17 protein-coding genes, 1 tRNA gene and 1 pseudogene are annotated in these 25,043 nt (G+C 64.5%); 9 read left to right on the top strand and 10 right to left on the bottom strand.

The window, feature by feature from the left end:
- Positions 1–11 precede the first annotated feature (11 nt).
- The 5 genes from ACQS5P_RS08005 to ACQS5P_RS07985 all read right to left on the bottom strand — a co-directional run bounded on the left by ACQS5P_RS08005 (position 12) and on the right by ACQS5P_RS07985 (position 8,755).
- A complete protein-coding gene (locus ACQS5P_RS08005) occupies positions 12–863 on the bottom strand; it encodes a proteasome assembly chaperone family protein (protein ID WP_428940372.1) in 852 nt (283 codons plus the stop codon).
- Positions 860–2,452: a dockerin type I repeat-containing protein gene (locus ACQS5P_RS08000; RefSeq protein ID WP_428940371.1), complete on the bottom strand. Its 1,593-nt coding sequence runs from the start codon at positions 2,450–2,452 to the stop codon at positions 860–862. The genes ACQS5P_RS08005 and ACQS5P_RS08000 overlap by 4 nt, the downstream gene beginning before the upstream one ends.
- An 85-nt stretch (positions 2,453–2,537) precedes the next feature.
- The gene (locus ACQS5P_RS07995; RefSeq protein WP_428940370.1) at positions 2,538–5,549 is read right to left on the bottom strand and encodes an autotransporter-associated beta strand repeat-containing protein; all 3,012 of its coding nucleotides are present in this window, start codon (positions 5,547–5,549) and stop codon (positions 2,538–2,540) included.
- 141 nt (positions 5,550–5,690) lie between these two features.
- Positions 5,691–6,692, bottom strand: a complete 1,002-nt coding sequence (locus ACQS5P_RS07990; protein ID WP_428940369.1) for an ABC transporter ATP-binding protein — start codon at positions 6,690–6,692, stop codon at positions 5,691–5,693.
- Positions 6,689–8,755, bottom strand: coding sequence for a hypothetical protein (locus tag ACQS5P_RS07985; RefSeq protein ID WP_428940368.1), 2,067 nt, complete (start codon positions 8,753–8,755; stop codon positions 6,689–6,691). The genes ACQS5P_RS07990 and ACQS5P_RS07985 overlap by 4 nt, the downstream gene beginning before the upstream one ends.
- 162 nt (positions 8,756–8,917) lie before the next feature.
- Here ACQS5P_RS07985 and ACQS5P_RS07980 point away from each other — a divergent pair, with 162 nt between their 5' ends.
- Positions 8,918–9,409, top strand: a complete 492-nt coding sequence (locus ACQS5P_RS07980; protein ID WP_428940367.1) for a low affinity iron permease family protein — start codon at positions 8,918–8,920, stop codon at positions 9,407–9,409.
- Positions 9,410–9,450: 41 nt separating this feature from the next.
- Here ACQS5P_RS07980 and ACQS5P_RS07975 read toward each other — a convergent pair whose 3' ends face one another.
- Positions 9,451–10,425, bottom strand: a complete 975-nt coding sequence (locus ACQS5P_RS07975) for an L-lactate dehydrogenase (RefSeq protein WP_428940366.1) — start codon at positions 10,423–10,425, stop codon at positions 9,451–9,453.
- A gap of 51 nt (positions 10,426–10,476) precedes the next feature.
- The gene (locus ACQS5P_RS07970) at positions 10,477–10,989 is read right to left on the bottom strand and encodes a glycine cleavage system protein R (RefSeq protein WP_428940365.1); all 513 of its coding nucleotides are present in this window, start codon (positions 10,987–10,989) and stop codon (positions 10,477–10,479) included.
- 289 nt (positions 10,990–11,278) lie between these two features.
- Here ACQS5P_RS07970 and ACQS5P_RS07965 point away from each other — a divergent pair, with 289 nt between their 5' ends.
- A complete protein-coding gene (locus ACQS5P_RS07965; protein WP_428940364.1) occupies positions 11,279–12,709 on the top strand; it encodes a radical SAM protein in 1,431 nt (476 codons plus the stop codon).
- Positions 12,710–13,008: 299 nt separating this feature from the next.
- On the opposite strand, the gene ACQS5P_RS07960 is transcribed toward ACQS5P_RS07965, so the two are convergent.
- The gene (locus ACQS5P_RS07960; protein ID WP_428940363.1) at positions 13,009–13,764 is read right to left on the bottom strand and encodes an SIMPL domain-containing protein; all 756 of its coding nucleotides are present in this window, start codon (positions 13,762–13,764) and stop codon (positions 13,009–13,011) included.
- A gap of 295 nt (positions 13,765–14,059) precedes the next feature.
- On the opposite strand from ACQS5P_RS07960, the pseudogene ACQS5P_RS07955 reads away from it, so the two are divergent.
- Both ACQS5P_RS07955 and ACQS5P_RS07950 read left to right on the top strand, forming a co-directional pair.
- Positions 14,060–14,260: pseudogene (locus ACQS5P_RS07955) on the top strand (calcium-binding protein); the annotation flags it as partial.
- Positions 14,261–14,305: 45 nt separating this feature from the next.
- Positions 14,306–15,334 carry a C2 family cysteine protease gene (locus ACQS5P_RS07950; RefSeq protein WP_428941004.1) on the top strand — a complete coding sequence of 343 codons (1,029 nt, stop codon included), beginning with the start codon at positions 14,306–14,308 and terminating at the stop codon, positions 15,332–15,334.
- Here ACQS5P_RS07950 and ACQS5P_RS07945 read toward each other — a convergent pair.
- Positions 15,300–17,174, bottom strand: a complete 1,875-nt coding sequence (locus ACQS5P_RS07945; protein WP_428940362.1) for a hypothetical protein — start codon at positions 17,172–17,174, stop codon at positions 15,300–15,302. The two genes, ACQS5P_RS07950 and ACQS5P_RS07945, sit on opposite strands and share 35 nt — an antisense overlap.
- 158 nt (positions 17,175–17,332) lie before the next feature.
- On the opposite strand from ACQS5P_RS07945, the gene ACQS5P_RS07940 reads away from it, so the two are divergent.
- The 4 genes from ACQS5P_RS07940 to ACQS5P_RS07925 all read left to right on the top strand — a co-directional run bounded on the left by ACQS5P_RS07940 (position 17,333) and on the right by ACQS5P_RS07925 (position 22,748).
- A complete protein-coding gene (locus ACQS5P_RS07940) occupies positions 17,333–18,388 on the top strand; it encodes an arginine N-succinyltransferase (protein WP_428940361.1) in 1,056 nt (351 codons plus the stop codon).
- 39 nt (positions 18,389–18,427) lie between these two features.
- The gene (gene astD, locus ACQS5P_RS07935; RefSeq protein WP_428940360.1) at positions 18,428–19,966 is read left to right on the top strand and encodes a succinylglutamate-semialdehyde dehydrogenase; all 1,539 of its coding nucleotides are present in this window, start codon (positions 18,428–18,430) and stop codon (positions 19,964–19,966) included.
- 26 nt (positions 19,967–19,992) lie between these two features.
- Complete coding sequence (gene astB / locus ACQS5P_RS07930) at positions 19,993–21,312, top strand: N-succinylarginine dihydrolase (RefSeq protein ID WP_428940359.1); 1,320 nt, start codon at positions 19,993–19,995, stop codon at positions 21,310–21,312.
- Positions 21,313–21,452: 140 nt separating this feature from the next.
- Positions 21,453–22,748, top strand: coding sequence for a hypothetical protein (locus ACQS5P_RS07925; protein WP_428940358.1), 1,296 nt, complete (start codon positions 21,453–21,455; stop codon positions 22,746–22,748).
- 105 nt (positions 22,749–22,853) lie between these two features.
- Here ACQS5P_RS07925 and ACQS5P_RS07920 read toward each other — a convergent pair whose 3' ends face one another.
- Positions 22,854–24,416 carry an alkaline phosphatase PhoX gene (locus ACQS5P_RS07920; protein WP_428940357.1) on the bottom strand — a complete coding sequence of 521 codons (1,563 nt, stop codon included), beginning with the start codon at positions 24,414–24,416 and terminating at the stop codon, positions 22,854–22,856.
- Between the two features lie 248 nt (positions 24,417–24,664).
- Between ACQS5P_RS07920 and ACQS5P_RS07915 the strand changes: the two genes are divergently transcribed.
- A tRNA-Gly gene (locus ACQS5P_RS07915) sits at positions 24,665–24,737 on the top strand.
- The last annotated feature ends 306 nt before the right edge of the window (positions 24,738–25,043 follow it).

Raw genomic sequence — 25,043 nt, 5'->3', positions numbered from 1 at the left:
GGTCGTGCGCTTCACGGTTCCTTACGGATCAGCTCATCGTCGTATTGTTCTTCCAGCTTCCTGACCGTCTCGGCCAGCTCGCTGTCCTGCTCCACCGCCTGCGTCACCTGCACTTCCCACTCGTTGCTGGCGCGGCGAAGGGCATCCAGATCGACCGGGATGTTGAGGATTCTGGCAAGCCGGCGCGTCACTGCCTCGATGCTCAGCGGATTGGTGCCCTGAAGATAGCCGGGAATCTCGGCCACCAGGCTCAGCATCTCCATGCCGTGCCGCGCGCACTGCACCAGCAGCAGCGTCGCGAAACTCGCCGGGCCGTGATAGTCGCTGAAGCGGAAGCCCGCCTCGGCCAGCATCGGCTTGAGCTTCTGATGTGAGACCGACGCATACATCCGCGGCTCGCGCGTGTGCGGCACCGTGCCCCCGAAGCTGCCGATGAAGATGATTCGCCTCACACCCACCTGTTTGCACACCGCGAAGATGCAGTCGGCGAACTCCTGCCAGCGAAGGTTCGGCTCCTTGCCCAGGAAAAAGACCAGGTTCGACGACTCATCGCAGAAAAACACGTTCATCGGCATTTCAAACTCGCTGACCAGTCCGCCGCTGTATTTGACTTCCGGCCTGAACAGCGCCGCCACTTCCATCGAGCCGGGAAAGTTGAAGATGTAGAACGGATCCGGATCGATCCGGGCCAGCTCGGCGACCTGCCGGCCTTCCATGATCCGCTGCACCGTGCCGGTGGAGACATCCCCGCCGTCCATCCACCCGGTCAGCGCCAGCAGCAGGGTGGCGTTGTCGAGCTTCGGTTGCGTGAGCAGTTTGAGGTGCGGCGAAGGCATGCCTCCATGATAGCCGCTGTGGCTCATCTGTTGCACTGTCTGCCCGCCGGCCGGGCTCGCTGGACCACGAGCAAGACCGCCAGAATCGCAGTGCCACAGCCGACAGGCTCCGGCACGGCGACTGTGCCCATTCCCACCGACGCCAGCGCATCCTGCAACGACATTGCTGGTGACTGGGCGACACCCGCCTGCCAGTTGTTCGCCAGCAGGTAAAGGTCGCGGATATCGACAAAGCCGCTGTAGTCGAAGTCCCCGTTGGTCCACTGTCCGGCGCTGCGCCAGGCGGTCGCGAGCCTGTCGAGGTCGGCCACATCAACCATGCCGTCCAGGTTCGCATCGCCGTAATAGGTGTATCTGATGATCGAGGCTGTCCCGGGGATGGTTTGTCCGTTGAACTCGTACACGCCGCCGACCGGAGTCAGCACGTCCGACGCCACGGCATAGCCCAGGGCTGTTTTGTGCATCGAATCCGCGGCGGCGGCGGAGCTGCGGATGCCGTTGCCGTTCCACGCGCCGCCGTTATACCCGCGGGTCAAAAGCGTGCGCAGCGGTTGGCCGCCCAACTGCTCCAACACCGAGAGTGTCGCCATGTCGTTGTCATTCAGGTCGATAACGGCCGAGTTGCTGGCGACCCACAGCACCGTCGAGCGCAGGGTTTTGTTTCCGCCGGGCGAAAGCAGCATGTTTCCGCCGCCGGTCATCTGGAGCTGCCCCACCGAAAGGTTGGCGCCGTTGAGGTAGTTGAAGGTTCCGCTGGTGTTGGAGAAGTGGATGCCCGGGACGCTGAAGGTGCCGCCGCTGTAGTTGTAGATTCCCGATCCGCCGCCAGGCGCGAAGTCGATGATCCGGAACTCGGAGCGGAAGGTTCCGCCGGTCTGGTTGAACACGCCGCTGGCCCCGCCGCCGCCGATCTTGGGGTCGGGAATCTGCGCCCCGGGATGAACGTTGAGCGTGGCATTGCCGCTGAGGTTGAACTCGCCTTCGCAGGCGAACTGGCCGCTGTCGCCGCCGTAGCCCACCTCCAGCCGCGCCGCGTTGAGCACTCCCACGCCGCTGAGGTTGTATCGGCCAGTGCCCGGGAAGATGCGGCTGGTGGCATGCCTGTCGCCGACCCGCACCAACTGGTTCACCGTCACGATCCCGTCGTTCTGATTGACGATCCCCGAGCCGCTGAACATGCCCAGTCGCAGCGCGTTGCCGACGGTCAGCCGGCCCTGGTAGAAGACGATGCCCGGACTGCTGCTGTTGACATCCAGGAAGCCGACGTTGCTGTTCGTTCCGACAATGAAGTCTCCGCCGACACTTAGCGAGCCGGAGTTCACCCCAATGCCGGCGATGGAGACTGCGTTGAGGTTGGTGACGGAGACGGAAATAGGCGAGCCGTGGCCTGTGCCGGTGACGACGGCGACGCCGCGCGTGCCCCCGACCAGAAAATCGACATAGGCGATGTCGCTGGAGGTCGGCACGCCCGCCGGGCTCCAGTTCGACGAAATCCCCCACGATGCCGTGCCGGTGTTCCAGTGGCGTTCCACCGCCCAGGCCGGACCGACCGCCATCAGCCACATCAGTCCGCACAGCCCCCAGCCGATCTGTCGCACGCGGAGTATGTCAGACATCTTGAAGGTCCTTTCCGTCCATCGCGGACGGCGCGATCCCTCAAGCAGATAGCACGGAAGGCCGCGTGAGCTAACATCCCGCGGTTCAGAATCGGCGGCGGGGTCGTTTGACGGACCACCAGAGGCAGATCGGCAGCGCGACGACGACAGCAGGCTCCGGGACCTTCACACCTGGCAGCCCCAGCTCCGCCAGCGCCTCGTCCAGCGCCGAGCTTTCCTGCCAGTTTGTCGCAAGGACATACAAATCGCGCACGTTCACGAAACCGTCGTAGGTGAAGTCGGCGTCGCTCCATGAAGCAGTTGTCGTCTGCCAGTTGCTTGCCAGCGTGTCCAGGTCCAGGCGATCGACGATTCCATCGAGATTGGCATCTCCGGCGCGGGCGATGAACACAAGCACGCTGGTCGCGTCGATGTCGCGGTTGCCGAAACTGTCCAGTCCGATCCTGGTGTTGTCCAGGTACGCAAGTCGCGTCTGCGCGGTCAGCAGCGAGCTGGTCAGCCCGCCGTCGGCAAGCTGCGGGCGCAGCGCATCGATGGGCGAATCGCCGCTGTAGTCGATCACCAGCGGGTTGTTGTTCAGATCAAAGCTGCCCCCGACTGCGACCGACAGGGCCACAACGCGCACGGCCTGGGGCAGATTCGGCTGGGCGATCGCCTCGCCGGCGGGATTCACCACCAGAGGCCCCTCGCCCAGGGCATCCGGATGCGACACGAGCAGCGGGCCGCTGACGACCGTGGTGCCGCCGGTGTGGGCGTTGTCGGCGGCGAGCACCAGCGTGCCCGCGCCGGCCTTGTTCAATCCCCCGTTGATCAGCATGCCCGAATACGTGACGCTGGCGGTGCTGTTGATCGTGTGCGTCACGATGCGTCCGGCCAGGTCCAGCGGACCGCTGAGCGTCAGATTCTGATCCCCCGCGAAGGTCGGGGGATTGGTGAACACGATGGGGTTGGCGATGGTCCTGGCGGCGCCGAAGGCGCCCAGCCGCCCGTCTCCCGCGGGCGAGGCGAACCACACCGTGCCGCTTCCCAGCGCCGCGTCGTTGCCCACCAGCCACAGCCCCTCGCGGATCTCCGTGCCCCCGCTGTACGTGTTGGCCGCGTTGAGAATCTGCGCCGAATCAAATCCGTCGGAAAGCATCCCCGGGCCGGAGATCGTGCCATTGATGATCATCGGCTGGACACTGCTGCCCTGCATCTGGAGATGCGTCTGGACGAAGATGTTGCCGTTCATGACCACGACCTGATCGATCGCCGGGCCGCTGGTGCCGAAGCCGCAGATGCCCGTGGGGCTGCCAGCGGCGATCAGGTCGCGATTGAAGATGGTCGTGCCCGACTTGCCCGCCCACAGCCGCGCAAACGGGCTGACGATCCCGCCGGGCGCAAGCACGATCGGGCTGGAGTCGGCTCCCAGCGGCCCGGGCACGCCGCGGTGAACATCGCCCACATAGGTGATGTTGCCTGCGACAATGGTGGTCTGGCCGGTGTAGTCGTTGGCGGCGTTGGACAGCGTTGCTCCGCCGAAGCCGCTCTTGGTCAGGCCGCCGCTGCCGCTGACCTTCCCGCCGATTGTCAGCAGCGAGGTCGCGATGATCATTCCCTCGGCCGAGCCGAAGTTGATCGCCGGGTCCACCGTCATGATCCCCGCCAGGTTCAGCAGCACGCCGCTGCCAAGCGTCAGCGTTCCGTTGCCCGACAGCGACAGCGGCCCGCCGCTCAGCGACGCCATCACCAGCGCGTTCACCGTCGATTCGGTGTTGAGGATCGAATGACTGGTCAGGCGAACGTTGTCGCTGGTCGCGCCCGCGGGCAACGACGTGGTGTATTCCGTCGCCAGGTTCAGCGGCCTGATGCCGTTAGGACCATAGGTCACCAGGCTGTTGGTTGCGGCGTTGGAGGCGACGAGGTTGCCGGTTGCGCCCCAGGCCCAGGGGATGATGCTGATGTTGGTAGATCCGGGGGCGCCTCCGCCGCCGATCAGCGCTGGCGGCGTGGTGAAGCGTATGTTGCCCACATTGCCGCCCGGCGCCGCGCCGAGATTGTTGCCGCGGAAAAAGACGGTCGCGTGATCCGCGCGGCTGGCGCTGTTGAAGCTCAGCGTCACGCCCTGCGTGGCGCTGGCCGGCTGCGCTGCCACGAATGACACTCCACCGCTGAACGTCGCATCTCCGATCGTCTCGCTCAGATCCGATCCGACAAAACCCGTGACCGCCAGGCTCGCGCCGCGCATCGTCAGCGATGTTGTGTTGCCGATGCGGTCCAAACTCCCGCCGGCGCCGTTGTCCAGCGTGATCGAGCCGCTTGAGACGATGCTGGAGACGTTGGGCAACGAGCCGGAGACGCTGAGCATCAGCGAGCCGTTGTACAGGTTGAGGCTGCCCATGTAGCTGCTGGCGGCGCTGAGCCGCACGCCGCTTCCGCCGGTGATGTTCAGCATGCCCGAGCCGCTCAGCGGGCCGTCGAGAAACATCGGGCTGATCGCCTCAAGGGTCGATGTGCCGCTGATGGCGATCTGCCGGGAGGTGCTGATTCCGTTGAACACGCTGCGCAGAGTTGCGGAGTTGATCGAGATGGAAGCGGCGGCGGTGCCGAAAACGTCCTCGCCGGCCGCAAGCACGCCGCCGTTGATCCTGGTTCCGCCGCTGTAGGTGTTGGCCACGCCCAGGAACAGCACGCCCTGGCCGGTCTTGGTCAGCCCGGCGTTGCCGGCGATCGGCACGGCCAGCGTGTGTCCCGCCGGGATCAGTGACGGCGAACCGCCGTTGGAGCGTATGACATCGAGATTCGCCAGGCCGTTCAGCGTGATCGTGTTCGAGGCCGTGCCCGTGGAAACGATGTATCGGATCGGGCTGTCGAAGACGATGCCCGCCAGCGTGATGTTGGGCAGGTCGAGCCAGACGACGGGGGACTGGCCAAGCCCCGCGGGCATGGCGAACGTCGCCACGCCGCCGGAGTCTGGATAAAGCGGATTGCTTGACCAGTTCACCCCGTCGCTCCAGTTGCCTGAGAGCGGGCTGATCCAGCTTCCGCTGATCTGGGCTTGCGCGAGCATGGGCGCTGTGGACAGCACCGCCGCGCCCAGCACGGCGCCAAGCAGCACATGGCGTGTATCGCGTCGCGATCGATTCGATTTCCAGGGGCAACCCACTTCGCGGCCCTCCGCTGTGCAGGATACGCCCGCGCCCTGTGCTTCTCAATGCAATTTCGCCATTGGATGCCGATCATTCCGGGTCTGGGCGCATCACTGCACCATCCCTTTGGTCAGCCGCAGGAACACGTCCTCGAGCTTAAGCTGTTGCGGCGTGACGCTGTCGAGCTGGATGTTTCCGGCCTGCACGAGTTTTTCGACGATGAAATGGTGGTGCAGGTTGGGATCGCGGAGGGTAATGACCAGCTCGCCGTTGGTGCACTCGACGCGGTCGATGCGCGGGTCCTGCCGGAGGAGGCTGGCGGCGGGGGTGGAGTCGCCGACGACCCGCACGCAGATCGTCGGATGGATCCGTGCGCGGGCCATCAACTCATCGATCGTGCCGGTGATGATCAGCCTGCCACGCTCGATGATTCCCAGCTTGTTACAGAACTCGCCAAGCTCCGAGAGGATGTGGCTGGAGACCAGAATCGTTTTGCCCAGGCGCTGAAGCTCCTTGAGCAGTTCGCGGATCTCGATTCGCGCTCGCGGGTCCAGCCCGGAGGCCGGCTCGTCCAGCAGCAGCACCGGCGGGTCGTGCACAAGGACCCGTGCCAGCCCCAGCCGCTGCTGCATCCCGCGCGAAAGCGAATCGACCAGCGCGTCGCGCTTGTGGCTCAGGTCGGTCAGGTCCAGCACGTCGTTGACGATCTTTCGACGCTGGCGGCGTGGCAGGCCATAGGCGCTGGCGAAAAACTCGAGGTACTCGAAGACCTTCAGGTCTTCGTAGACGCCGAACGTGTCGGGCATGTAGCCGATGTTTCGCCGCACGAAATCGCCGTTGCGCGACACCTCCCGGCCGAGCACAAACGCCTTTCCCTCGGTCGGCTCCAGCAGCCCGGCCAGGATTTTCATGGTCGTGCTCTTGCCGGCGCCGTTGGGCCCGATGTAGCCGAAGACATCGCCGCGCTCCAGCGTCAGCGAAAGCCTGTCCAGAGCCGTCAGCGAGCCGTAACGCATCGTCAGGTTCTCGGTGACGATGGCGGGGGTGCTCCCGGCCCTGGCACCTGTGATCGACTGGCCGGAATTGAGCGATGCGTCGGCCTGCAACGTCATGGACCTGTTCCCCCTTCGCCAGCGGCAAGGGCCTGGATCGGTTTGATCGACACGACGGCACGCACGTACTGCATATGTTTCTCGATAGCGCCTGTCTGCGACAGGCGCGCCACCGGCGCGACATCGTCGGCGGTGGCGTAGATGCAGGCAGCATCCTGGCGATTGTCGAGGATGCGATCGATCGCGCGCGACCGCCTCGGGTCAATGTCCCAAACGCCGTCGTACTGCCCGGCCAATTCGTGATCGTAGAAGCCGTATTGATGCGCGTTGTACGGGTTGTATCGGAATCGGCGGTCGTGATCGGTGAAGCGGTGGTTGACCTGCACTTGCGCGCCCGGCGGCAGCGGCTCGCCGCCGAGCGGACATGTCCCGCCCTTCACGCGCACCAGCAGGTTCTTCAGCGGCACCGGGCCGCGATTGACGATCGTGCCGACCACGAAGTTCGCCCCGTGGCGATGCTCATAGCGCAAATCGGCCTCGATGACCGGCGGCGCCGGCGCAATCGTCTGCGCCGTCAGAAACCTCAGGTTCCAGACGTTGATCAGCATCTGCTCGGGGCGATTGCCGCGATAGTCCTGATGAAAGCGGATGTCGGTCTTCATCCCGCCGCGCGCGTAGTAGGCAGGCTCGGCCACCAGCGGCTGCCACCAGCCTTCGGGGTCGATGTCCGTCAGCTCATAGATGCGCGTTCGCGGCGAGTAGATGCCGATCGAGTCGTTGGTGACAATGCTCATGCCATCGACCTGATCGATCAGCCGAAGCGTGCGGTAGTGCAGATCCCCGCTCTTGAACACATAGCCGATGAACATGGCTCCGAGCGTAACCAGCGCGATCCACCCGGAAGTGGTGAGCCACGTCCAGGGCTGGCGGCCCAGACGCTTGAGCACGATCCAGTCGATCGGCCCGACCACCAGCATCATGCCGATCAACACATAGGCGACGTAGGAGAAGCCGAATCGTCCGATGCCCGGCACGTCGCCGAGCAGGTCCATCGTCCGGCTGGCCGCCAGCGCGCGGGTCTGCTGCCACGCGTCGTTGTAGGGGTTGTTGTAGTAGGGGTTCTTCGAGTCGGGGTCGTAAAGATCCAGGGCCGAATCGAGCAGCGGCCGCCAGAATGCATGGGATGCCGTGGCCGAATCGAACGTGAAGGTCGAAGGATCGAATGGAAGCAGAACGACATGCCCCAGCCCTAAACGATGCCGGAATGCGGCGACATCGTCGCCGAACAGCGGGATGCGCTGGGCGTCGGGCAGTGGAGTGAGCTGCCGGCCCTTGAGGCTGCGGAATCGCGCCGGCAGGCCGGCTTCGCGAACGCTGCGTTCTTCCAGCGAGATCGCGATGTTCTCGCCGACCACCGCGGGCAGCGCATCGATGATGGGCGCATTGGGCGGCTGCGCGTCCTCGCTCATCCAGCAGACCAGCATTCCGCCGCCGCGCACCCAATCGACGATGGCCTGCTGCTGCTCGCGTGACAGCCGCGTCAGGTCGGGTTGATCCAGCACCAGGACGCTCACGGAGTCGTAACCCTGCGGGCTGGCGGCAAGGCGCAGCGGATGCACCGAACACACGCCGATGCGGTTGTCGTGAAAGTGATTCTGGAGGATGCGCTGCGCGCCGTGCCGGCCGCTGACGAGGATGAGATGCTCGAACGCCTGCGGCGCCTGGGTGGCGGCGCCGGCGGGCGCGCCGCCATAGAAGAATTCGCCCGTCCAGTCCGCCAGACTCCTGCCGCTGGACGGATCACGCAACGTCACGCTCAGCGATTCCAGGTATCCCGCCAGCGGAGCGTACAAGACGAACGTCGTCTTCTGCGGCCCGATCGTGACGATCTGGCGGATGCGCATGGCGAAATTGGTTCCTTGCGGGCTGTACAGCTCGATCAGGACATTTCGCGGGCGCGAATCAGCGGCGGTGATGAACAGCGGCGACCACCGCCCGGCGCGATAGGCTCCCCCCCAGCCCAGCTCCACATCCAGCGACGTCGCGGCGGCGGACGGCGATCCGCCGGCGGCCAACGCCAGAGCAACCGTCATCAGACACAGCATGATCCGCCGATTTGCCATCGAAGAATCCGGGAAGCTGCCAGGAACCGGGCCGCCGACCGGTGATTGTATCGCCCGCGAACGGCGGCGGGAAATGCCCAGTGGATGGTCTGCTGCTTCGACACGCACCATGCCCACGGCGGACTGACACTGGCGCAAGCTTTGCACGCATGTCGCAGCTACATGGAGACTGAACCGCAAAACATGACCAGCCCCAACAACCCCGCTCAACCTTCACAGCCTTCGCCCCGCAACAGCCATTCGAACCCGATCCCGCCAGCCGATGGCAACGGTGGCTATCCGCGGTTCAGGCAGTTTGCCCAATGGTCGTCTCAGCGCGTTGGCTCGCCTGCCGCGTTCGTCATCGCCGTCGGCGTGGTGCTGGTCTGGGCCATCAGCGGGCCGGTGTTTGGCTTCTCGGACACCTGGCAGCTCGTGATCAACACGGGCACGACGATCGTGACTTTTCTGATGGTGTTTCTGATCCAGAACACGCAGAACCGCGACGCGCGGGCGGTGCACCTGAAGCTGGACGAGCTGATCCGCGGCGTGCGCGGGGCGCGGGATCAACTGGTGGACCTGGAGGATCTGAGCGACGAAGAACTCGAAAAGCTACAACGCCAGTTCCAGCGCCTCCGCGAGCGCGCGGAAAATGGCCGCCAAGACTCAACCTGAACGAGACCGTCCCGATAGCCTGTTGGATCTGTTTGCCCGGCTCAGAACCCCAGCGACCGAATCGCCGCGCGGATCGTCGCTGCGCTGTTCTGAAGCCCGGCGAGCTCATTGGCGTTCAGGGGGATCGGCAGGGTCGTCTCCACGCCGCCGCGGTTGACGATGCACGGCACGCTCAGGCACACGTCGCTGATGCCCTGGCCCGGTGCCGCGCCCAGCGGACGGTAGTCGCTCAGCAGCGAGCTGACCGGCAGGATGCGGTTCTCGTCGTGCAGCACCGCCTCCAGGATCTTCGCGGTGGCGAGGCCGATCGCGTAGTTGGTCGCGCCCTTGCCCTGGATGATCTGATAGGCGGCGGTTTTGACGTTCTGGAAGATCTCGGTGCGATCGCGCACGCTGAGCTTGCCGTGATGCTGCACGGCCCATTCGTGCAGCGGGATGTTCGCGACCGATGCGCTGCTCCACAGGGGGATCTCGGAATCGCCATGCTCGCCGGCGATGTAGGCATGGACGTTCTGCACGGCCACGTTCAGCCGCCGCGCGATCAGGAAGCGGAACCGCGAGCTGTCCAGCACCGTTCCAGAGCCAAAGACGCGCGCGGCGGGAAGCCCGCTGAGCTTGAGCGTGATGTAGGTGATTACATCGACGGGGTTGGTCACGAGCAGATAGATCGCCCCCGGCGCCACGCCCAGCAACTGCGGCACGAGTGCACGGCAGATCTGGGCATTGGCCGCAGCCAGGTCCATGCGCGTCTGCCCCGGTTTCTGTTTTGCGCCGGCGGTGATGACCACGACGTCGGCGTCCTTGCAGACGGCCACGTCGTCGCTGCCTTCGATCGTCGCCATCGGCACGAACTGAAGGCCATGGTTCAGGTCCAGCACTTCGGCTTCGACCTTGGCCTTGTTCAGGTCGTACAGCGCGATCTGCTTGGCCACGCCGCGGATCATGCAGGCATAGGCGATGGTCGCGCCGACCGAGCCGGCGCCGACGATGGCGATTCTGGAGGTGCGCTCGGGCATGGTGCGAGGGAATTCAGTTCATCGTTGCTCGGATCACGGCGTTTTGAAGCTTCACTTCTGTTTCAGGTCTCCGCTGATATGCAGCTCCTGGCACAGGTAGGACAGATAATCTTTCAACATCGTGATTGGCGTCTCGCGGGGAACGGACAAGTCCATCCGCAGCCGAAACGTCGCGTCGTCGTAGACGTGGGTTTCGATGTCGTCGATGTTGATGTTCAGCACCCGCAGCAGATGCGAGATGCGGTGAACGACCCCGGCCTGATCGGCGCCGGTGGCGGTAAAGACGAATGGAAACGCATCCTGCACGCGCTGCCCGCGCCCGTTGACAGGATGCAGCTCGGCCTGAATCGATGCCTCCGACAGCCGGTGCAGTCCTGCGCGAATGGCGTTCATGGCGTCGGATTCGGCGCGGATGAGCATCAGCAGCGCAAAGCGTCCGCCCAGGTTCACCGAGCGGCTGTCGGTGATGTTCCCGCCGCACTGCAGCAGAAACTGCGACAGCTCGTCCATGATCCCGGGACGATCCTCGCCGGATGCGCTCAGCACCGCCTGTTCCATCGCCATCCAGACTCCTGGTTCTTCTCAGCCGCGATGCACTCGCCGCGGCGGATTGTGTCCTGCTGGGGCGACAATACCCTCTGCCTGGCCTGATTTCCACGATTGGGCCGTTGCCGAAAAAGCACTGAGTGTGCCCGGATTTGCAGGACCCCGGAAGCATCGCACCTGCGGGACGAGCTTGACACGAGTTGCCCGCGACACGATCTGCCGGTATTTCCAAATCCGTTGAAAGCCGCGGCCGGATTGGCCGGCGCGATTGGCTTGGCGGCGGCGCGATCATACACTTTCCATCGCGATGGGCAGACTGTCATTCAACATCGATCCGATCCTGCAAGGCAGGCAGCGGCTGAGCGAGGCGCAGGCGATGGAACTGTACCACAACGCCTCGCTGCATGACCTGGGGCAGTGGGCGCACGCGGTTACTGTTCGCCTGCATCCGGAAGATTACCGCACCTACGTGATCGACCGGAACATCAACTACACCAACGTCTGCACGGCCCGATGCACGTTCTGCGCTTTTCGCCGCGATCATGATGACGCCGATGCCTATACCCTCAGCCACGAGCAGATCGGGCAGAAAATCCGCGAGCTGGTCTCGATCGGCGGGACGCAGATCCTCATGCAGGGCGGGATGAACGACCGCCTGCCGATCGAGTACTACGAGAACCTGCTCCGCTACATCAAATCCAACTTCCCGACGATCCACATTCATGCCTTCAGTCCGCCGGAGTTCGTCGAGTTCGAGCGATTCTTCGGCATGGACGTGCGCGAGATTATCCGCCGGTTCAGAAAGGCCGGGCTGGACACGATCCCCGGCGGCGGGGGAGAGATCTTCGCGCCGCGGGTGCGGCGGCGAATCGGGCTGGGCAAGTGCAGCGGCGACGACTGGCTGCGCGTGATGCGCGTGGCCCATGAAGAGGGGATGAACACGAGCTGCACCATGCTCATCGGGCACATCGAGTTCGTCCGCGAACGCATCGAGCACATGGCGGCGCTGCGCGATATGCAGGACTATGCGCTTTCGCTGAAGGATGAAGGCGCGAGGGCACGAAGGCACGACGTGATGGAGAAACATCCGGGTGTCTTCGCGAAATCCGTTCCGGACCCTTCGTGCCTCTGTGCCTCCGTGCCTTCATGCCTCGGTTCTTATACCGCTTTCATCCACTGGCCGTTCCAGCGCGAGAACACGCCGCTGGGTCGCGCGCAGGAGTGGGATCCGGACATCCACGGCCCATTCGACGATTCGACCAACGAAGACATTCTCCGCGGGCGGGTGGTTCGCATGGCCGGGGCGTATGAATACCTCCGCATGCTCGCGATCGCGCGAATCTACCTGGACAATATCCCTTCGATTCAAAGCTCGTGGGTGACGATGGGCCCGAAGATCGGGCAGCTCGCGTTGTTCTTCGGGGCCAATGACATGGGCAGCGTGATGATGGAGGAGAACGTCGTCAGCGCCGCGGGCACGACCTATCGGCTCAACGAGCGCGAGATCTGCCGCCTGATTCGCGACGCCGGCTGGATTCCTGCCCAGCGCGATCAGTACTACAACGTCCTGAAGCGTCACGACGGGCCGAATTCACCCGACCTGCTTCCCGATCCGCATCCACCACTTCGCCATGTCAGGAAGCTCGACCGCCAGTTCGTCGGCTCGGCCCCGGGGCTGGATGACGGGCAGGATCGCAGCGAGACGCTTCAGCTTCCGATCCTGGGTGACATCAGGTAGACTTTGCGGCCGCTTACAACGTGGAGCGGCCAGCGTGCGATTCGTCTTCATCCTGCCTTTGATCGGCGTGGCCGCGGGGTGCTAAGCGCTGGTGCGCGGTTTGCGCGGGCGCACGGTTGGCGATCAGCTTCACTGGCGTCATTGCGGTATGACCTCTTCGTCGCGGCGGAGGCAAGCGAGCCGTGCCCTGAATGCGGCCAACGTATCGGCGCCGGGAACATCGTCTCGGCGCGGAGATCGTCTTTCACGATACCCCCGTTCACCGGGCGCGAGAGGCGAAGCGGCCGATTCCATAGCGCCTACCTCGCGGGCTGCGGCTCCAAGTCAAACGTGACGCTGACGGTGGCGCGGACTGCGATCTGTCCCAGGGGCAGGGTCTCCCCGCCCTCGGCGCCGGCGGGGGGCATTTCCTGTACGATGTTCTGGGCCATGGCGTAGCGGTTGGCGAAGGACGGTCCCCAGTATCCGCCGCCGGTCTCGCTGATATTCCGCGGCGTGCCGACGCGGCAGTTCAGCTCGTTGGCCAGCGCGATCGCCTTCTCCCTGGCGGCGCGGATGGCCATCGCGCGGGCTTCGTCGCGGTGCTTGCGGAGCTCGCCGGTGCGGAACTCCACGCCCGCCAGCACGTTCGCACCGCTGGTCAGCGCCGTGCTGACGAGCTGATCCAGCTTGTTCAGGTCCTTGAGCGTGATCATGTACGTGCGACGTACCCGAAACGCGTCGATCTCGCCTTCGGCGTGGTTCTTGTAGCGGATCTCGACGCTCATGTTGTCGGTGGCCAGGTGCTTGTCCTCGATCCCCAGCGCCTTGATCGCCTTGACGAGTCGTCCGGATCTTTCCTCGTTCTCATTGCGGGCGCGTTCGAGGTTGGCGTCAGCGGTCTGCACGCCCAGGGTGATGATCGCTTCGGAAGGCGTGACGTAAACGACCGCCTCGCCGGAGGTGGAGATCGTCCGCGGATTTGCCTGGGGATCCTGCTGTGCGTGCGCGATGTCCTCAGCACTGATGAGCACGCCCATCGCCAGTGCGACTGCCAGGAGTGAGAGCTTTTTCATAGGGATTCCTTGTCTGCTTGTGACGCGGATCATGCAATGAAGTTCCCGTTCGCATCGATGTGCATCGATGGTTCCGTGTCCCTGCCCTGCGCCCGTTGGACCCGCTCAGGGCAATGGTTGCGTTGTGGCGATTCTCGTACAAGCACGCCAGCTTCGACAAGCGAGGCAATACTGCCCGCAAGGAGAATCGTCATGTTTGGAGCGATTGAAGGCCCTGATCAGCGCGTCATGTTCGGACCAACCTGGTCACGATGAGCATCGTGGGGACTGACGCCAGCGACGTAATCAGCATCTCGACACGATGTATGGCTCCGACGGCAGCGACACGATGTACGGCGGCGCTGCGAGAGACTCGATGCGCGGCGGTTACGGCAACGACGTGCTCCACGGCCAGGACGGCGACGACCAGCTCTTCGGCGACTGCGGCAACGACACGACGCACGGTGGCGCAGGCAGCGACTCGGCGCACGGCGGCGCGGAACACGACCGACTCCACGGCGGCGACGACAACGATGCCCTCTGCGGAGACGCCGGCAACGACATGCTCTTCGGCGAAGCAGGAAACGATTGCCTTTACGGCGGCACCGATGCCGACTTCAGCTTCGGCGGCGACGGAAACGACGTCATCGTCAGCATTGGCGGCTCGCAGAACGACAACAACTACGGGCAGGCGGGATACGACTCATTCTGGGTCGATGCCGAGGACACGGATTACATCGATGCCTCTGCGTACGAACACAGCTCTCGCCGCGTGCATCGCGTCGCGGGGTTCATGAACCTGAGATGGCAGCTCGGCCCGGGCGAGTACCAGCAGGCGGTTTCGCGCGAGCTGAATGGGCAGGCGCTGATTGATCCTGTCGCGCACACGATGGGGTACAGCAAGAAGAACTTCCAGGGCAAGCCGCTGTTCGCCGACGCCGGCCCGACGCCAGACGACGTCTTCCAGGGCTCGATCGGCGACTGCTACTTCATGGCCCCGCTGTCAAGTCTGGCCAGGACCCATACGCACAGCATCCGCCAGCTCGTGGCGGACCTGGGCGACGGGACCTTCGCGGTGCACTTTCGCCGCGGCGGACAGGACGTCTTTGTCCGCGTGGACGCCGACCTATACACCGACAGCGGTGGCTCCCCGGCGTATGCCAGGCTCAAAATGCAGGAATCGATGTGGGTGCCGGTGGTGGAGAAGGCGTGGGCCTTCTTCCGCAACAACGAGGGGACCTACGCCTCGATCGCCGGCGGAAACAATCCGGGCACGGGGTGGTGGGAGGCGCTTGGCGTGAACAGCGGGCGCCTCCCGGCCGAGTCGTTCCCCGACGCCAATGTCTACCTCACCTGGATCAAGGCGCAGCTCGACGCCGGCATGACGGTGATCGCGGGCGGCCCGGCAGGATTTGCCAACTCCGACTTCCAGGGCGAGCGGCGCGGACAGCACGTGTACATGGTTGACACCGTGAATACGATCAACGGAATGCCGACGTCGATCAAGCTGCGGGATCCTTACGGCTCGTACATCACCATCGGCGTCCAGCACTTCTTCAACCGAAGCAGTGCCGCGCGGATCGCGTGGTAGATGCAGCAGACGGCGTGCACGCCAGATACAGGTAGACCATCGCCAGCAGCAGAACGGCAAAGCCAATGCCGGGATGCGTCCACTCGGCCAGGCGGAGCAGCTCCGGCGCGAAGTTTCGGTCGCGGGAGAGGATCTGGTGAGCGTGCATGGCGGCCGAGATCGCGATCAGCAGAAGATGCAGCAGCCCGGCGCCGGGTGAGACTGCCAGGCCGATGCCGCCGATCGCCGCCGCCCAGACAAGGTACCGCTCATGCATCTGCGGCAGGATCGCGAACATCAGTATCCATGGCGCCAGCAGTGCGATCAGCAGTCGCGGATCATTTCGGCGATGATGGACCGCGGCGGCGGCCGCGCACAGCAGCAGGGCGATCGTGTAGCCGGCGATCAGTGCGGACTTCATCGTGATTGTTGTAGATCCAAGAATCGGCAGGGAAACGGTCGTCACCGGATCGTACAGTTTCCATCCGTAAGGTGTCCGCGCCAGCAGGGCTGGCAGGTTGCTGGTCGGGCCCATCGCCAGAGTCTGGTAATGGCGCGTCGGGTAGGCGTAGCCGATGCGGAACCAGGCCCAACTGCCGTCGAAGCGTATGGAGGCGATGATCAGGGCTGTCAGCGCTGCGGCGAGGGTCATGCAGGGCCAGGCGCGACGCGGCAGCCAGCGCGTGGCCGCAAGCAGCGCGACAACCAGAGCCGGGCCAATCCACAGCCCGTGCCAGTGCGCGGCGGTCATCCACGGCCATGCCAGCACCGCACCCAGGACGATCACCGCAATCGCGATCACCCACCATCGGTCGAGCTTGCCCCTGGACCGCTGTGCGCCCTGGCGCATCAGCCAGAACAGGCAGAGGACGATTGACGCCAGCATCACCGTCGCGACCCACGCCGCGCCCGTCCATGAACCGACCAGCCAGACGCCGACGACGCAGCCCACCGCCGTCAGCGCGCCCAGCACCGCACCAATCGCGGCGCCGACCCGCCCTGCAAGCACCGGCCAGAGCACGAACAGCGGCGCCACCATCAGCACCTGCCCCTTGAGCATGGCGGCGATGCCGATGAGCATCCCGGCCGCGAACCACCGGCGAATCGACATCAGCCACATTCCCCACAGCACGAACGGAACCAGCCACAGGTCCCATTGCGGCCAGACATGAGCATTGAGCAGGTTCGACGGGTTGAACCAGGACACAAGCCCCGCCAGCAGCGCCAACGCGCTGCTGATGACCAGCGAGCGTCCGGTCCGGCGCAGCCAGTGGAAGACCAGGACGAACATTCCCGCGGCGGCGGCGGCTTCGCAGATCGTGTTCAGCATCAGCAGCGGCGAAGTGAACTGATCACGGTAGCCGCGCGCCTGCTCGGCGGGCACGCTGTCGCGAACGTGCTTGACCCAGGCCGACATGATCAGCAGCCGCAGTGGTGTGTAATCCAGCCGGTATTCCCCGTCGGGGGATTTGGCATCGACCTGGTCGTAAGCGTGGAAATAGCCGACCAGGAACTGTGCCCAGGTAAGCCGGTCCTGCGGCGCCAGTGCCGCGCGTCCGCGAGCCAGCTCGACAATGCGGTTGCCCCAGTTGAATCCGTTGGCGATGTCGCCGGTGAAGCGAACCGATGTCGTCCGCTGCCACAGTTGGGTGCGAAGCTCCAGCCCGAGGGTGGCGGCGAAGCAGACGATGACGATGCCCGCCAGCAGCAGCGTCGCGTGAACGATCGACACGCATATGCCGCTGTATCCGCGCGATGTCCGAGCGGCAGTATCCTCGCGCGGACAGACTGCGCTGGCGTCGGCGGCTGCCGGCGCGCGGGCGTCGTCCGCGTCATTCACCGTGGTTGCGGTCGGCCACACGTCAACTGCTCTCCTTGGAGTCTTACCCGTGCGCGGCGATGGTGTTGAGCATCAGGCGGCTTTGCACCGATGCCACAGCAGATCGAGTGCCTCAGAAGCGTGCAATTGCGGCGAGTCGGCTCGTTTCCACGGGGATTCATGCCGATAATACAATCACCATGATCGTCATTCGCCCCGTCGCTAACGCGGATCTGGAGCCGCTGGTGGAACTGGCCGGCATGGCGGGGGCGGGACTGACCACCCTGCCCAGGGATCGCGACCTGCTGCGCAAGCGGATCGCCAAGTCGGTCAAGAGTTTCGCGGTTGCCGCCGCGGGGGAGATCGATCGTCCGGGAGATGAATCGTACCTGTTCGTGATGGAGGACCAGACCCGCCATCGGGTGATCGGCGCCTGCGGGATCGTCGCCAAAACCGGGGGATACGAGCCTTTTTACGCCTACCGAATCGAAAAGAAGCTGTTTGAATCCAAGGTGATCAACATTCGCCGGGAAGTGCCGATTCTCATGCTGGTCAAGGAACACGACGGCCCGTGCGAGGTCGGAAGCCTGTTTCTGCATCCGGAGTATCGCGGCGGGGGCAACGGCCGGTTCCTTCAGCTCGTGCGCTTCCTGTACATGGCCGAACGCCCGGAGATCTTCGAATCGACCGTGGTCAGCGAGCTTCGAGGCGTGCTGGACGAGAATGGCCGAAGCCCCTTCTGGGACGCGCTGGGACGCCACTTTTTCGGGATCGACTTTGCCGAGGCCGATCGGCTCAGCATCGTCAACAAGAAGTTCATCGCCGAGCTGATGCCCGAGCACCCGATCTACATTCCGCTGCTGCCGCCGGATGCGCAGGCGGTCATCGGCAAGCCGCACAAGGAAGGCGTGCGGGCGATGCAGAATCTGGAGCAGGAGGGGTTCACCTTCAGCAACATGGTGGACATCTTCGACGCCGGGCCGATCATGAGCTGCCCGCGCGATCAGATCCGAACGATCCGGCAGAGCCGCAAGGCGAGAGTGGCGGCGGTGACCGACCAGCCGATCGAGTCGGTGATCTACCTGATCGGCACCAGCGGCGCTGGCGGGGGGGCGGATTTCCGGGCGTGCAAAGACGTGATCGACACCTCCCGGCCCGAGGGGGTTCGCATCACCAATCAGACCGCCGCGGCGCTGCGCGTGCACGTCGGGGATACGATTCGGTATGTGGAGCTGTTCGCCACCAGCGGCAAGTAGTGCCGCACGTGACACCAGGGCACAACACGGCCCAGAGTCATGAGCAAAGGCCATTTGATCAACGATCGCTGGATCAGCGGCGGGGGGCAGGAGTTCGTCTCCACGGATCCGGCCAGTGGCCAGGAGCTGTGGCGCGGGCATGAGGCCACGGCCGAGCAGGTGGATCAGGCTGTCGCCGCGGCGCGGCAGGCGCTACAGTCGTGGGCGGAGCTTCCCATCGCCGAGCGGGCAAGGTTCCTTCATGCTTTTGGCGAGCAGCTCAGGAAGCATCACGCCGAATTCACCGAGATCATCTGTCGCGAGACGGGCAAGCCTCGCTGGGAGGCGGCCACGGAGACCGACGCGATGATCCACAAGATCGCCGCGACGATCGAGTCGCAGGGGCAGCGGCGACAGCCGGCGACGCGGCAGATCGCCGACGCCACGGGCGCCACGCGATACCGACCGTTCGGGGTGGTGGCGGTCTTCGGGCCGTTCAATTTCCCCGGACATCTTCCCAACGGGCACATCATGCCGGCGCTGCTGGCGGGCAACACGATCATCTTCAAGCCCAGCGAGCTGACGCCGCTGGTCGCCGAACGCACCGTGCAGCTCTGGCACGACGCCGGGCTTCCGGCGGGGGTGCTGAACCTGCTTCAGGGCGGCCGGCAGACAGGCCAGGAACTGATCCGCCGCGCCGCCAGCGAGAAAAGACTCCCGACCCCTTTTTTAAGGGGTCGGGAGTCTTTTTCGATCGACGGCATCTACTTCACCGGCAGCTTTCAGACCGGACAGGCGATCAACCGCGCACTGGCGGATTTCCCGGGCAAAATCCTGGCTCTGGAAATGGGCGGCAACAACCCGCTGGTGGTGCATCGCGTCAGCGACCCGCGCGCCGCCGCCTACTGGACGATCCAGTCCGCCTACATCACCGCCGGGCAGCGATGCAGTTGTGCCCGGCGGCTGATCGTGATCGACGCCGGCCCGTCCGATCAAAGCGACCAAACGGCGCGATTCCTCGATCAACTGATCGGCATGATCCGCCGCATCGTCGTGGGGCGATATACCGATTCGCCCGAGCCGTTCATGGGCCCGCTGATCAGCCCCGCCGCCGCCCAGCGATTGCTGCACGCCCAGCAGGACCTGCTCTCGCGTGGCGGGCGCGCGATCGTGGAGATGCAGCCGCTGAATCAGCACAAGACTCTGCTTTGCCCGGGACTGATCGATGTCACCGACGTTGCCGACCGGCCTGACGAGGAACTGTTCGGGCCACTGCTTCAGCTCATCCGCGTGAAAGACTTTGACCAGGCGATTGATGAGGCCAACAACACGCGCTACGGACTGACCGCCGGACTGCTCAGCGATGATCCACAGCTCTGGCAGGCGTTTTATCGCCGCGTCCGCGCCGGAGTGATCAACTGGAACCGCCCGCTCACCGGCGCCAGTGCGCAGCTTCCGTTCGGCGGGATCGGTCGATCGGGCAACAATCGCCCCAGTGCATACTTCGCCGTGGATTATTGCTCGTATCCGGTGGCATCGATTGAAACCCAGACGCTGAAGCTGCCCGAGCGGGTAACGCCGGGCGTTACGCTGGATTGAGCTGGTCAAGGGCAGATACGGACCAGATGGCTGCATACGAAGTCAACTTCGATGGCCTCGTCGGGCCGACGCATAACTATGCGGGGCTGAGCTACGGAAACGTGGCGTCGATGCGGCACAGGGCCAGCACCTCCAACCCGCGGCAGGCGGCACTACAGGGACTGGCGAAGATGAAGTTCCTGGCGGAGATGGGGCTGAAGCAGGCGGTGTTGCCTCCGCATCAGCGCCCGCATCTGCCGACGTTGCGCCGGCTGGGGTTCACCGGAACCGATACGCAGGTTCTGGAGCAGGCGCATCGCCAGGCGCCGCAGCTTCTGGCGGCGGCGTGCAGCGCCTCGAGCATGTGGGCCGCAAACGCCGCGACCGTCTCTGCCTCGCCCGACTGCGCCGACGGGCGCGTTCACTTCACTGTCGCCAACCTCATCGCCAATCTGCACCGCTCGATCGAATCCCAGACCACGACGCGCATCCTGCGGACGATCTTCGCCGACCCGTCGCGATTCGCGGTGCACGATCCGCTTCCGGCGGCGCTGCACCTTGGCGACGAGGGCGCCGCCAACCACACGCGACTGTGCGCCAATCACGCCTCGGCCGGTGTGGAGATCTTCACCTTCGGCCGGGTGGCGCTGGACCCTTCACGACCTGCGCCGGCGCGTTTTCCCGCGCGGCAGACGCTGGAGGCCTCGTCTTCGATTGCCCGTCTGCATCAGCTTGATCCGGGACGCACGATCTATCTCCAGCAACATCCCGCCGCCATTGACTCCGGCGCATTTCACAACGACGTCGTTGCCGTCGGAAACGAGAATGTGCTGCTGTACCACGAGCTTGCCTATCTCGATCCGCCCAAACTCGATGAATCCTTTCACCTGATCCAGGTGCCGCAGCAGGAGGTTTCCCTCGAACAGGCCGTCGCGACCTATCTGTTCAACAGCCAGCTTGTGACGTTGCCCAACGGGGCGATGTCGCTGATCGCGCCGATGGAATGCCGTCACGACGAACGTGTCCATGCGTTCATTCAGGAACACCTGCTTCAAGGCGACACGCCTATCCGTTCGGTTCACTTCGTCGATGTCCGCCAGAGCATGCGCAACGGAGGCGGCCCGGCGTGTCTGCGGCTGCGGGTCGTGCTGACGGAAGATCAGCTTTCGGCCATGCGCGGCGCCGTGCTGCTGACCGATGCGCTATACGATCGCCTGGTGAGTTGGGTGCACAAACACTATCGGGACCGCCTGGAGCCGGATGATCTTCGCGACCACAGGCTGCTGGAGGAAAGCCTGTCGGCGCTGGATGAGCTGAGCGGGATTCTCCGGCTCGGTTCGATTTTCGAGTTCCAGCAGTCCCCTTAAGCGACGATCATGCTTGCATTTCCCGTGCGCGGCGGGCATGCTGTAGCGCATCTCTCATCGTTTCGATCGCACGGTCGATCGCCAATCGCCATCGATCAGTTCACAGCAATCAGCGGCATCAGTAGCCAGCGGGGTGTGTCATGTCCGATGCAGTGGCGGCCAAGTTCGCGTGTGACGCGTGTGGAAAGAGCTACGCATGGAAGCCCGAGATTGCGGGCAAACGGGCCAGGTGCAAGTGCGGCGCGGTGATGATGGTTCCGGCACAAGCTCCCGGTGCCCAACCGCAAGCCGCCGCGGAGGATGAGGGGCTGTACGACATGGCCCCGGCGCCTGAGCCGCCGAAACCCAAAAAGGCCAGGCTCCCGCTGGCACCGCTGCCACCGAAAGGGTCGTCGGCGGGCGATTCGCCGCGCGCCGCGGCTGCCGTGGCCGCCATGGCAGCGCCGGGGATTCCAGCGGCACTGGGCTATCGCAGCTCGCCGCAGGCCGTCAAGGATCGCTTCTCCTCGGCAACACTGGTTGACGTCAAGCGCGACATCCATGTTCCGGTTGCGCTGCTGCTGATCGGCTTCGCGATGTACGTCGGGTATTACGTGTTTCGTCACAATCTCAGCGGCAGCGGCATCATCCTGATCAGCCTGGGCGTGGGCATGATCACGCTGTTCAAGGCGATGTTGCTGATCGGCTTTGCGATGGTGATCGCGGCGCCGCTGGGGGTCAGCTTCGGTGGGCCGTTTGCCGCGGCGCTGAAGCTGGCGGCGATCGCAGTCTTCTCCGATGGGATCAGCACGTGGGTGGAAGCGGGCGTGGACAAGATGGCCGGCTCCAGCGGAATGTTCGGCTACATGCTCAGCTTCCCGATCGCGCTGGGCACGTACTGGATCCTGCTGACCTACCTGTTCAGCATGGATTCGGGGGATTCGTGGCTGGTGGTGATGCTTCTGGCGGTATTCGACATGATCGTGCGATGGGCGCTGCTGTTTCTGCTGCTGGCATTGGTGCTGAACTGGGGCGGGGCAGCGGCGTCGGCGCTGCCCGCGTCGGCGGTGGGCGCAGGCGCCGTCGGATCCGGCTCTGGTTCCGGCGGCAGCGCCTCGGCGCAACATCAGGAGATGATTGAGGAGGTGCGCGCCCTCAAGGAAGGCAACGCGCTGGAGGAAGCCAGGAAGTACATCGCTGGCGGGCGGCAGGCGGCACTGGGGCCGTGGGTGGATGAGTGGTACGCCGCTGGCTGCAAGAACGTCTGGTTCGAGGTCACCCGCGACATCAACGGCAAAAGCACCCCCGAGACGCTGATCGTCGAGTTGCCCCGTGACAAGGCTGCCCGCGCCAAGTGCTTCGAAATCTACAAGCGGTATCTGGCAGGGTTCAACGAAGGCTCGGAGTTGGAAGATCTCAAGGATGACGGCAAGCCGTATCTGTTGATTTCGCTGTAGCGGGCTGTGCCGGGGCGGGTGGGGCGCAGGATTCAGCGCAACGCGCAAGCCAGAGGGCCGCACGTGGCGTGCGGCCCTGGCTGTGCCTGTGGTGCGAAGCCTTGCTCAACGATGGCCGATGCCCGCGCCCGCTCGCCGCCGCAGCAGCGGGATCGCCGTCAGCGCCAGCAGCATCAGCCCGGCCGGCTCGGGAACGACGCTCGGGTCCACGTACATGGCCAGCAGTTGTCCGCCCTGGACGAGTTCAGAGCCGTTGGGGCCACCCATGGTGTAGTGCGCCTGAACGTCGAGCAGGAACCAGCCGTCGCCAAGGATCGTACCGGCGTCGATGATGCCGGAGGATTCCTCGTCGATGTTGAACGGTGAGCTTGCGCCGCTGAAACGGGCCGGGTCGAACTGCGCCACGGTCGCAAGGCCGCCGGAGTCGATGTCGTAGAGCCAGACCTTAGCCAGGTACGACTGGCCGCCCGGATCTTCCTGGATGAGGATTCGTCCGTGGGCGTCGATGCAGAGGTTGTCGAACATCTGCTGGCCCTCGGTGCCGTCCAGAAGCATCGTCAACACGCCGCCGGATTCGGGGTTGGCGATGTCGTTGAATCGCATTCGCCACAGCCGCGAGCGGCCCTGCTGGCCGGGCTGATCGAAACGGTCGGTCGTGACGAAGTAGAAGTCATTTTGTTTTCCGGGACGCGGATCCCAGGCGCCGTCTTCGGGGCGAAGGAACTCGGTGACGCCGCTGGCGGCGCTGGCCGTTTGCAGCGCCGCGCCGGTGCCGGAAGCGAAGCCGCTGAGGTCGGTCAATGCGAATGTCGCACTGGCGGCGCCCAGGCCTGTGGCGCGGCTCTCCGTCGCCGCTCCGCTGACGGTAACCCCATACAGCCTGCCGTTGTTCAGACCCGCGCGGTCGATTTCAGTTCCGGCGGTGGTCTTGTTGCCGACGTAGACGTACACCTGGCCGGGGGAGCTGTCGTCGGTGCCGACGACGATGGTCTTGTTCTGTGCATGCGGGCTGGCGACGGCGTTTTCCCAACTGAACCTGCCGAGCGCCGGCAGATAGTGAGCGGTGCCGGCGTTGGGTCCGTCAACGACGGTGGCAAACGCGCGGCCCTCGGTACCGGTTTCTTCGCCGTTGAGAAATAGCCTGTTTTGCGTGCCCAAGCCGGTGGCGGGGTTGTAGAACGCGCCCGCTCCGGCCAGATCCGCCGAACAGAACCGCCCGAACGGTGCGGCTCCGCCCGCGACGGGCGCCACAGAGGCGATCAGATCCGAGGCGTGATTGACAGCCAGCGAGCTCTTGTCGATGTTCCACTTCGAGACGAACGCCCCGGTCGTGCCGTGACTGCGAACCAGCCCGTTGGTCGTTCCGAGTTCGTGGTTGACCAGCAGGGTGAAGGTATTGTCGCCATTGTCGTAAGCGCCCAGTCCGTCAGGGATCCCGACCAGGCGGTACACGCCCCCGCCGAGTCTGGGATGTGTTTCGTCGGGCGCCAGCGACGAACCGTCGCCATTGCTGGCGATGGATTTGGTGATCACGCCGGGGACGGCTGGCAGCAGGTATGGTGTCTGGAGCGTGCTGGGTCCCTGCACCTGGGCTTGACCGACCGATTGAAGCAGACTCGCGGCCGGAACCAAAGCAGCGATACGCCGAAGCTTATTGGGCATTTTCATCTTTGTCTCCTTTGAGTGGTCTGACTGTGCATCATCTGATTGCTCGAGCAACGCCGGAACGGAGGGAAATCGTGCAGCGCAAAGATGAGCATCCGATTAGGAGTTGTGGGAAATGTGATGAAATCCGCACGGGGGTGCGGCGGTGAGCCGATGCTGGCGGCGGCTGGCCTGGGCGGGGCAAGTGGTGGCGGGGTTGGCGTGGAATCGTGTGGCGGCTATAATTCGGAGCCAGCGATTAAGCTGAACTTGCGGGCGTAACTCAATTGGCAGAGTGTGGGCTTTCCAAGCCCAAAGTTGTGGGTTCGACTCCCATCGCCCGCTCTGGTTGGCCTGGATTTGCCGCCGGAGGCTCGGTTCCGGCGCCACATCGCGAATCTGTTCTATTTGACAACCGTACAGTGAACGCTCGCCAGCGCCTGCGTTATGCCCCGAAAAGGGCATTGCGAAGATGCCGATGGGCTGCGCACACTGCCGCCACTTCACGTGGGTACGACCGACCGCGCGGAAGCGAAATTGATCGCGTGACAACTTCGGCGACTTGAGAGCGGCTCGCTCGGGAACCGTTCTAGCACAAGTCTGATCGGAAACCCCCTTTTTCGTTTTGGAGGAATCATGTTTGGCATGAAT

This window comes from Fontivita pretiosa (genome assembly GCF_050410795.1).
Classification (GTDB): Bacteria; Planctomycetota; Phycisphaerae; order Tepidisphaerales; family Tepidisphaeraceae; genus Fontivita; species Fontivita pretiosa.
The sequence above is the reverse complement of the archived record's forward strand: the minus strand, read 5'-3'. Positions and strand labels throughout refer to the sequence as shown.